The following is a 10,848-nucleotide window of genomic DNA, read 5'->3' on the forward strand; positions in this document are numbered from 1 at the left end:
TGAGTGGGTGGATACGAGTGTGTTGGATGCGGGGTATTGGTATCGGAATCTGCGGCAGCCGGTGCGTTTCGAAGAGGCGGTCGGGGTCCTGTCGGGGGAGGGTTTTGGGGCGTTTGTTGAGGTCAGTGCTCATCCGGTGCTGACGGTGGGGGTGCAGGAGACGCTGGAGGCGGCGGGTGGCGAGGCGGTCGTCCTGGGCACGTTGCGGCGTGATGAGGGTGGCTGGGAGCGGTTTCTGACCGCGCTCGCCGAGGCATGGGTACGCGGTGTGGCCGTGGACTGGACCACGGTGCTCCCCGGTCCGCACAACCACGTTGACCTGCCCACCTACGCCTTCCAGCACCAACGCTACTGGCCGACCGGCGTGGGCAGCGGGGTCGGGGATGTCTCGGCGGCCGGTCTCGACGCGTCGGAACACCCGTTGGTGGGTGCCGTCGTACGAGTCCCGGAGTCGGGGGACGTGGTGTTGACGGGACGGTTGTCGGTGCGGTCACATCCGTGGCTGGCGGATCACGCGGTGATGGGCACGGTGATTGTGCCGGGTACCGCCTTCGTCGAGCTGGCGGTGGTGGCGGGCGACCAAGTGGGCGCGTCGCGGATCGAGGAGCTCACGGTTCAGGCGCCGTTGGTGATTTCGGACCCTCGTGGTGTGCGAGTCCGGATCATGGTCGGGGAGTCGGAGCGGGAGCCGGGCGCTGCCTGGTCGCTGCTGGTGTACTCGCGTCCGGACGACGACAGTGCGCAGGAGGACTGGACCCTGCATGCGAGCGGGACGCTGGTGTCCACCGTGTCCGTACCCCCCGACGGACTGCGGCAGTGGCCGCCGGCCGATGCCGAACCCGTCGATGTGGAGGGCTTCTACGAGCGGATCGCGGCAGGCGGCTTCGGCTACGGGCCCTCGTTCCAAGGGCTGCGAGCGGCGTGGCGCTCGGGCGACGACGTTTTCGCCGAGGTAGCGCTGCCCGAGGGCCAGGTGGCGAGTGCCGAGCGGTTCGGGGTGCACCCCGCGCTGCTGGACGCGGCGATGCACGCCATGGGGCTGGGTCGGTTCTTCGAGCACGCCGCCGGAGCCACGGACGGTGTTGACACCCTTGGCACCGAGGACACCGCCGACGTGCCCAGGCTGCCGTTCGCGTGGTCCGGGGTCTCGGTCTTCGCCTCGGGGGCGGCCGCGGTCCGGGTGCGCCTGTCACCGGTCGGCCGGGACGCGGTGTCGGTGCTGGTGACCGATGCCACGGGAGCGCCCGTGGTGTCCATGGATTCCCTTGTGGCACTGCCGGTGGCGGCCGATCAACTCGCCGGTCCGGCGAAGGGAGCGCACAACGACGCGCTTTACCAGGTGAAGTGGACCGATCTCCCGCTGTCGGACGACGCGGCTCGGACCGAGTTCGATGCCCGGCTCGGCACCGATGCCCGGCTCGGGACCGGCACCCGAACTGACGCCGCCGTCGGTGAGTGGGGGCTGATCGGTACCGACGGGGCGACGCACCGGCGTCTCGTCGCCGCGGGTGTCCCCACGCGGACGTACTCCGGTCTCGCGCACATTCCAGTCGCCGGTGCCGTGCCACCGCCCGTCGTGCTGCTCCCCTGTGCCGGTGGATCGTCCGACTTGGCGGCGGGGACCCGGACGTTGCTGCGCCGAGTGCTGGCCGTCGTCCAGGACTGGCTGTCCGACGACCGATGGGCGTCGTCCCAGCTGGTTGTCCTGACCCACGGTGCCGTCACGCCGGACGTTACGGACCTGGCCGCGGCCGCCGTGTGGGGCCTGGTCCGGTCCGCCCAGTCGGAGAACCCGGGCCGGATCGTATTGGTCGACACGGACGACGACGAGAGTTCGATCCGGATGCTCCCCGCGGTGATCGGTTCCGGTGAGCCCCAGCTGGCGATACGGGCCGGGAACGTGTCCGTGCCGAGGTTCGGCGGACTCGATGCGGACACCGGTCTGATACCCCCGCCGGGAACGGACGCCTGGCGCCTGGACGTCAAGCAGAAGGGCACGCTGGAGAACCTGGCGCTGGTCGAGTGCGGGGCCGGGTCCGAGCCTCTCGACCAGGGCCAGGTGCGCATCGCGGTCAAGGCGACGGGCCTCAACTTCCGCGACGTGCTGATCGCCCTGGGCATGTACCCGGACCAGGCTCTGATGGGCACCGAAGGTGCCGGTTTCGTCGTGGAGGTCGGACCCGGTGTGACCGGCTTCGCGCCGGGGGACCGAGTGCTGGGGCTGCTGACCGGTGGCTTCGGCCCGTACACGGTCGTCGACCAGCGGGCGATCGCCCCGATGCCGGAGGGCTGGTCCTTCACCACCGCGGCCTCGGTGCCGGTGGTGTTCCTGACCGCGTACTACGCGCTCGTCCACCTGGCCGCCCTGCGGGAGGGCGAGTCCGTGCTGATCCACGCGGCGGCGGGTGGCGTCGGCATGGCCGCCGTCCAGCTGGCGCAACACCTCGGCGCGGAGGTGTACGGGACGGCCAGCACGAGCAAATGGGACACGTTGCGGTCGATCGGGCTGTCGGACGAACATATCGCGTCATCCCGGACCCTGGACTTCGCCCAGACGTTCAGGGACGCGACCGACGGCCGTGGTGTTGATGTCGTACTGGACTCCCTGGCCCGTGAGTTCGTGGATGCCTCGCTGGATCTGCTGGCCCCGGACGGTCGCTTCGTCGAGATGGGCAAGACCGATGTCCGCGACCCCCAGGAAGTGGCCGACCGCTGTCCGGGCGTGTCGTACCGCGCCTTCGATCTGTCCGAGGCGGGTCTCGACCTGATCCAGGTGATGCTGGCGGAAGTCCTCGGCCTCTTCGAGCAAGGGGTGTTGCGGCCGCTTCCGACGACCACATGGGACGTTCGCCGCGCACCGGAGGCGTTCCGGCACCTCGCGCAGGCGCGGCATGTGGGCAAGAACGTACTGACCATGCCCCCGACGATCGGTGGAACCCCCGGTGCCGCCGGATCCGACGGCACCGCCGCGGCGGCCGACACCGGAACGGTACTGGTGACCGGCGCCACCGGTGTCCTCGGCGGTCTGGTGGCCAAGCATCTGGTGACCGCGCACGGGGTCCGGCGGCTGGTGCTGACCAGCCGCCGGGGCGCGGACGCGCCCGGCGCGGCCGATCTCCGGGCGGAACTGGTGACCCTCGGCGCCGAGGTGCGCTTCGAAGCCTGCGACGTGGCCGACCGTGCGGCCCTGGCCGGTCTTCTGGCCTCCATCCCCCCTGCGCATCCGCTGGTGGGCGTGGTCCACGCGGCCGGTGTCCTGGACGACGGCATCATCGCCTCGTTGACACCGGAACGGCTCGACACCGTACTGCGGCCCAAGGTCGACGCCGCGGTCAACCTGCACGAGCTGACCCAGGACCTCGACCTCTCCCTCTTCGTCCTGTTCTCCTCGGCCGCGGGCTCCTTCGGCGGCCCCGGCCAGGGCAACTACGCGGCGGCCAGCGTGTTCCTCGACGCCCTGGCACAGCACCGGCGCGCCCAGGGCCTGCCTGCCGTGTCCCTGGCCTGGGGCATGTGGGCCCAGGCGAGCGACATGACCGGCCACCTCGGCGACGCTGACCTGCGCCGCATGGCGCGTGGTGGCACGATTCCACTGTCCACTGAGCAAGGTCTGACGCTGCTCGACACGGCGCTGACGATCGACGCGGCGCAGCTGGTGCCGGTCCGGCTCGACCTGGGAGCCCTGCGGTCCCAGGCGTCCGCCTCGGGCGTCGCACCGATCCTACGAGGTCTCGTACGGGCACCGTCGCGCCGCACGGTCGACAACGCCGGATCGTCCCTGTCCGAACTGGAGCGGAACCTGGCCACCCGGTCCCCGGAGGACCAGGAGGCGCTGCTGCTCGACCTCGTCGTGGGGCATATCGCCACGGTGCTGGGGCACGCCTCGCGGGACCTGGTGGAGCCCGGGCGCGCCTTCAAAGAGCTGGGCTTCGACTCGTTGACCGCCGTGGAGCTGCGCAACCGACTGAACGAGGCCACCGGTCTGCGGCTGCCCGCGACCCTCGTCTTCGACTACCCATCGCCCCTCGAACTCGCCACGTATCTGCGCGACCGGCTCGGCGGCGAACTCAGCACACGACCGATGGCAGCCACCGCCGGGGGCTCGGCCGCGGGCGTCGGCAGCTCCGACGACGACGCCGTCGCGATCGTGGGCATGGGGTGTCGCCTCCCGGGCGGGGTGTGCTCTCCCGAAGACCTGTGGAACCTCGTCGTGTCCGGTGCCGAAACCGTCGGTGGCTACCCGACGGACCGCGGCTGGGACGTCGAGCGACTCTACGACCCCGATCCGGACCGGCCCGGCACGTCATACGCCCGCCAGAGTTCCTTCCTGTACGACGCCGCGGCGTTCGACGCGGGGTTCTTCGGCATCTCGCCGCGCGAGGCTTTGGCCATGGACCCCCAGCAGCGGCTGTTGCTGGAGATTTCATGGGAGGCCCTGGAACGGTCCGGGGTCGACCCGAGGTCGCTGCGCGCCACCCGGACCGGGGTGTTCGTCGGGGCGTCCTTCTCCGGATACGTCGCGGACGTGGCGCAGACTCCGGACGGCGCTGAGGGCTACCTGGTGACGGGCAGCGCCGCGAGCGTGGCCTCGGGGCGCGTCGCGTACGCCTTCGGGCTGGAGGGTCCGGCGGTCACGGTGGACACCGCGTGCTCGTCGTCGCTGGTGGCGCTGCACATGGCACGTCAGGCGCTGGTCCAGGAGGAGTGCTCGCTCGCGCTGGTCGGCGGCGTCACCGTGATGGCCACGCCCGGCACCCTGGTGGCATTCAGCCGGCAGCGCGGGCTGGCGCCGGACGGGCGGTGCAAGGCGTTCGCGGGCGCGGCCGACGGGACCGGGCTGGCCGAGGGCGCCGGAATGGTCGTCCTGGAACGGCTGTCGGACGCGCGGCGCAATGGCCACACCGTACTCGCGGTGCTGCGGGGCTCCGCGGTGAACCAGGACGGCGCCTCCAACGGTCTGACCGCGCCGAACGGCCCTTCTCAGCAGCGGGTGATCGCCCAGGCGCTGGCGAGCGCACGGCTGACCGCGTCCGATGTGGATGTCGTGGAGGCACACGGCACCGGCACCACGCTCGGCGACCCCATCGAGGCCCAGGCGCTGCTGGCGACCTACGGCCAGGAGCGCGACACCGAACATCCGCTGTGGCTGGGTTCGGTGAAGTCCAACATCGGCCACACCCAGTCCGCGGCCGGTGTGGCGGGTCTGATCAAGATGGTGATGGCGCTGCGGCAGGGTACGCTGCCCCGCACCCTGCACGTGGACGAACCCACACCGCATGTCGACTGGTCGGCCGGGGCCGTGTCGCTGCTGACGGAGAATCTGCCCTGGCCGGAGACGGGGCGCGTGCGCCGGGCCGGAGTGTCCTCGTTCGGCATCAGCGGAACCAACGCACACGTGATCGTCGAGCAGGCCCCGGCGAGCGAACCGGAGGCCACCGGTCGGCCCGGCACGGCCGGGGACGAGCCGTCGCCCGCGGCCGGCGAGGGGACCGCCATGCCGGTCATACCCTGGCTGCTGTCAGCACGCTCGGCGACCGCGCTCGGCGCGCAGGCGGCCCGACTGCGCACCCACCTGGACGCCCACCCCGGTCCGCGCCCGGTGGACGTGGGGTGGTCGCTCGCGACGGCCCGTTCTGCCTTCGAGCACCGCGCGGTGATCGTCGGCACCGACCCGGCGGAACTGGCCCGCGGCCTGGCCGCGACAGCCGCCGGGGAAGCCGCCCCGAACGTGATCACCGGCAGGACCGGATCCGGGAGCGCGGCCGCGGGCAAGGTGGCGTTCCTCTTCACCGGTCAGGGAGCGCAACGGCCCGGAATGGGCCTCGAACTGGCCGCCGCTCACCCGGAGTTCGACGAGGCCCTGAACGCCGTGTGCGCCGAGATGGACCAGCATCTCGGCCGCGGACTGCGGGAGGTCCTGGCAACCGGTGGCGAGCTGCTCGACCGGACCATGTTCACGCAGGCCGCGCTGTTCGCCATTGAGGTCGCCGGCTTCCGGCTGCTGGAGGCATGGGGCGTACGGCCGCAGTTCCTCCTCGGGCACTCGATCGGAGAACTGGCCGCGGCCCACGTGGCCGGTGTGTTCTCGCTCGCCGACGCGTGCGCGTTCGTCGCCGCGCGAGGCCGACTGATGCAGGCGCTGCCCGGCGGTGGCGCGATGGTGGCGATCCAGGCCACCGAGGCGGAGGTCATCGAGTCGCTGGCGGCCGTGCCCGATGCCGCCGGGACGGTGTCCGTGGCGGCGGTGAACGGCCCCTCGTCGGTGGTGATCTCGGGTGCCGAGGACGCCGTCTCCGCCCTGGCCGGGCAGTGGAGCGAACGCGGGCGCAAGACCCGGCGGCTTCAGGTGAGCCACGCGTTCCACTCGCCCCGTATGGAGCCGATGCTGGCCGAGTTCCGGCAGGCCGCGGAGGCCGTGGAGTTCCACCTGCCGCGCATCCCGGTTGTCTCCAACCTGACCGGCGACCTGGCCGCCGACGACACTCTGTGCGACCCGGAGTACTGGGTCGCACACGCGCGGCAGGCCGTACGGTTCGCCGACGGTGTTCGCACCCTGAGGCAGCACGGCACCGCCCACTTCGTCGAACTCGGGCCGGACGGTGTGCTCACCGGTGCCGTACAGGACTGCCTCGACAGCGAGGAAGGAGTCATCGCCGTCCCCCTCCTGCGCCGGAACCGGCCCGAGCCGGAGACCGCCATGACCGCCCTGGCCCAGCTGCACACCAACGGAGCCCCGGTCGACTGGGCGGCCGTCTTCGCCGGGCACGGTGCCCGCCGGACCGAACTCCCCACCTACGCCTTCCAGCACGACCACTACTGGCTGGACGCGACGGCGCCCCAGGCCGAAGCGGCCACGGCCGGTGAGGATGCCGCCCTCTGGCAGGAGCTCGAACGCGAGGATCTCCCCTCGCTGGCCGCCACTCTGGACGTCGGCGACGAAGCCCTCGAAGAGGTCATGCCGGCACTTTCGACCTGGTGGCAGCGACGGCGGGACGAGTCGACACTGAGCACCTGGCGCTACCGCGTCACGTGGAAATCCCTCCAGCGACCCGCCCCCGGCCCCTCGGCACCACCGCTGTCCGGCACCTGGCTGCTGGTGAGCCCGGCCGGACACGACGACACCTGGTCCGAGGACATCTCGACCGCGCTCACCAGGAATGGCGCACACGTACGGCGCCTGGAACTGGACGCCGACAGCACCGACCGGCCAGCCTTGGCGCAGCTATTGCGGACCGAGTCGGAGGGCGTCACCGGCATCCTGTCGACGCTGGCACGGGACGAGCGCCCGCATCCGGCGCATCCACACCTCTCGACCGGCTTCGCGCTCGGTGTGACACTGGCCCAGGCGCTGGGAGACGCGGGCAGCGACGCCGCCTTGTGGTTCGTCACTCGCCGCGGAGTGGCCGTAACCGCGGCTGAGCCCGTGGACCATCCCGCCCAGGCGCAGTCGTGGGCACTCGGCCGTGTCCTCGCGCTGGAACACCCGGCCAGATGGGGCGGCCTGGTCGATCTGCCGGACACCCTGGACGAACGCACCGGAGCGTCGCTGTGCGCCGTCCTGTCCGGCGCGACCGGCGAGGACCAGGTCGCGATCCGCGCGTCCGGCGTCCTCGGACGCCGCCTGGTCCGGGCCGTCGGCGGCGGCTCCGACGGGACCGGCAGCGGCCCGAACAGCCGTCCCGAGCCATGGCGGACCACCGGAACCGCACTCGTCACGGGCGGCACCGGTGCACTGGGCGCCCATATCGCCCGCTGGCTGGCCGGCAGCGGAGCCGAGCACATCGTGCTGACCAGCCGCCGGGGCGCGGACGCCCCGGGTGCCGACGACTTGCGGGCCGAACTGACCGCGCTCGGCGTACGGGTGACGCTCGCCGCGTGTGATGTGACCGACCGGGACGCCGTGGCCGGCCTTGTCGACGAGGTCGAGGCCGATGGCATCCCCATACGCGCCGTCGTGCACACGGCAGGCGTCGCCGAGTCGGCCCTCCTGATGGAGACGGGCCTCGACGACATCGCCGATGTGGTGTCCGCGAAGGTCGCCGGCGCCACGCATCTGGACGAACTGCTCGCCGAACACGACCTTGACGCGTTCGTCCTGTTCTCCTCGGTGTCCGGGGTATGGGGCAGCGGCAGCCAGACCGCCTACGGCACCGCGAACGCCCACCTCGACGCGCTGGCCCAGCGCCGCCGGGCGCTGGGGCTGACCGCGACGTCCATCGCCTGGGGCCCTTGGGAAGGCAGCGGCATGGCGGAGGGCACCGCCGGCGAACAGATGCGTCGGCGCGGTCTGCTCGCGATGCGGCCCGACCTGGCCGTCGCGGCGCTGGAGAACATCCTCGGCGCCGACGAAACCCTGGTCACCGTGGCCAACATGGACTGGGCGCGGTTCGCGCCGATCTTCACCGCGGGCAGGCCGAGCCCGCTGCTCGGCGAACTGGCCGAGCCACGGCGGCCTATGGCGGATGGACGCGATGACCTCGCCGACACCACGACGGCGGACTCCGAAGCGCTGCGCCGCCTTGCGGCCCTGCCACCCCAGGAACGCGACCGGGCATTGCTGGACATGGTCCGAGGACAGGTCGCGAACGTACTCGGCCATGCGACCGACGACGTGGTGGAAGCCGGCCGCGCCTTCAGCGAGTTGGGATTCGACTCGCTCACCGCCGTCGAACTGCGCAACCGCCTGACCACTTTCACCGGACTGCGGCTCCCACCCACTCTCGTCTTCGACCACCCCACACCGTCGGCGCTCGCTGCCCACCTCAGGCGTGAGCTCTTCGACGACGAGGAATCGGCCGAATCGTCGGTGTTCGCCGAGCTCGAACGGCTGGAGACCGCGATCTCCGGCGCGGAGCTGGACACCGTCGCCTGGGCGAAGGTGGTGATGCGGATGCAGGATCTGGTCACTGCGGGGAAGCGCGGGCAGGAAGCGGCGACGGAAAGCAAGACGGTCATCGACGAGCTCGAAGCGGCATCCGACGACGAGATATTCGACTTCATCAACCGAGAATTCAGAAATAAGTGAAGGAAAAGCTGGCCCGCCGCGGTCACCCGCCTAGTGGGTGGATAGGGGTTCTGCGGCGGGACAGCCGTCAGTAGCCTCTTCGTAGAGTGCCGGATCACGGGGAAATCGACGGTCTTCATGACGGGGATCCGCGGTAGCGGCAAGCCGCGAGCTCCGCCGTGCCTGCGCAAAGGGTGGCGTTAGATGGCGAACGAGCAGACGCTTCGGGACTACCTGAAATGGGTGACCGCCGATCTCCACCAGACTCGTCAACGTCTGCGGGAATTCGAGGAACGGGAGCAGGAGCCCATTGCCATCGTTGGCATGGGCTGCCGGTACCCCGGCGGCGTGGCGCAGCCCGAAGACCTGTGGCGGCTGGTGGAGTCGGGCGGTGACGCCATCTCAGAATTCCCGGAGGACCGCGGCTGGGACGTCGCCGGAATCTACGACCCCGACCCCGACCGGGCCGGTAAGTCATACGTACGCGAAGGCGGATTCGTCGATTCGGTCGCCGATTTCGACCCGGGGTTCTTCGGTATCTCGCCGCGTGAGGCGTTGGCGATGGATCCGCAGCAACGGTTGCTGCTGGAGACCTCGTGGGAGGCGATCGAACGGGTCGGGATCGACCCCGAAACACTGAGAGGAAGCGGGACCGGCGTATTCATCGGCACCACCGGCCAGAACTACGGCAACCTCTTCGTCAACGCGGAGGGTGTGGAGGGGCAGCTGTTGACGGGCGGTGCGGCCAGTGTGATCTCGGGCCGTATCTCGTATGTGCTGGGGCTGGAGGGTCCCGCGGTCACGGTGGACACGGCGTGCTCGTCGTCGCTGGTCGCCCTGCACCTCGCCTGTCAGTCGCTGCGCCGCCGTGAGTGCACGGCGGCATTGGCCGGTGGCGCGACCGTGATCTCCACTCCGGAAGCGTTTGTGGCGTTCAGTCGTCAGCGTGGGCTGGCTCCGGATGGTCGGTGCAAGTCGTTTGCGGGTGCGGCGGATGGTACGGGGTGGTCTGAGGGTGTGGGTGTGGTGGTGTTGGAGCGGTTGTCGGACGCGCGGCGCAACGGTCACCCGGTGTTGGCGGTGGTGCGGGGCAGTGCGGTAAATCAGGACGGTGCGTCGAATGGTTTGACGGCGCCGAATGGTCCGTCGCAGCAGCGGGTGATTTTGGGGGCGCTGGCGAGTGCGGGGTTGTCTCCGGTGGATGTGGATGCGGTGGAGGCCCACGGCACGGGGACGACGTTGGGTGATCCGATTGAGGCGCAGGCGTTGTTGGCGACGTATGGGCAGGGTCGGGATCCGGAGCGCCCGCTGTGGCTGGGTTCGATCAAGTCGAATATGGGGCACTCCGCGGCGGCTGCGGGTGTGGCGGGTGTGATCAAGATGGTGATGGCCATGCGGCATGGGGTGTTGCCGCGGACGCTGCATGTGGATGAGCCGACGCGGAATGTCGACTGGTCGTCGGGTCATGTGCGGCTGCTGACCGAAGCGCGGGAGTGGTCGGTTTCGGATCGCCCGCGCCGGGCCGGCATCTCTTCCTTCGGCATGAGCGGCACGAACACACACGTCATCATCGAGCAGGCGCCGGAGGCGCCTCCGGCGACAGAGCCGGAAACGGAAAGCGAGACCAAGGGCCCCACGCCGCCGCCGGTGGTGCCGTGGGTGGTGTCGGGCCGCTCGGTCGCGGCCCTGCGGGACCAGGCGGCGCGGCTCGCCTCCCAGGTCGAAGAGCGGCTCGGCGTCCTGTCCATCTCTGATGTGGGTTTTTCGTTGGTGGTGTCTCGGTCGGGGTTTGAGCATCGTGCGGTGGTGTTGGGTGGTTCGGGTGGGGAGTTGGTGGGTGGGTT

2 protein-coding genes are annotated in these 10,848 nt (G+C 70.7%); both read left to right on the forward strand.

What is annotated here, in order from left to right:
• Positions 1-19: 19 nt before the first annotated feature.
• Complete coding sequence (locus tag AB0E24_RS45655; RefSeq protein WP_359385925.1) at positions 20-9,025, forward strand: type I polyketide synthase; 9,006 nt, start codon at positions 20-22, stop codon at positions 9,023-9,025.
• A gap of 183 nt (positions 9,026-9,208) precedes the next feature.
• On the forward strand, positions 9,209-10,848 hold a 1,640-nt coding region (locus tag AB0E24_RS45660; RefSeq protein WP_359385927.1), incomplete at its 3' end, for a type I polyketide synthase.

It is taken from the genome of Streptomyces malaysiensis subsp. malaysiensis (assembly GCF_040653035.1).
Lineage (GTDB): Bacteria > Actinomycetota > Actinomycetes > Streptomycetales > Streptomycetaceae > Streptomyces > Streptomyces malaysiensis.